The following is a 243-nucleotide window of genomic DNA, read 5'->3' as shown; positions in this document are numbered from 1 at the left end:
AAACGTAAGGCAAAAATCCGTTATTCTCATCGTAAAGTGTAACCGAGACTACACAAATGCGGATCGAGCAGTTACAAGCCTTCTTAGCAATTACAGAAACGGGCAACTTTGGACAAGAAGAAAAAAAATGTGGGGTCACTCAAACCACCATCAGTCGCCAAGTGCAAGGATTGGAAAATGCATTAGGTGTTCATTTATTTCATCGTTCTCATCAGGCAAAACTGACTGTTGCGGGAGAACGAT

At 42.0% G+C, this 243-nt stretch carries 1 protein-coding gene; it reads left to right on the top strand.

The genetic code is table 11. The features are described 5' to 3' along the window. Positions 1 to 56: 56 nt before the first annotated feature. Positions 57 to 243: LysR family transcriptional regulator (locus R0J92_RS25900; protein WP_411053799.1), on the top strand; the 187-nt coding region annotated here is incomplete at its 3' end.

The sequence above is a fragment of the Tritonibacter sp. SIMBA_163 genome (assembly GCF_046535935.1).
Classification (GTDB): domain Bacteria; phylum Pseudomonadota; class Alphaproteobacteria; order Rhodobacterales; family Rhodobacteraceae; genus Epibacterium; species Epibacterium scottomollicae.
This window is presented reverse-complemented; position numbering and strand designations above follow the sequence as displayed.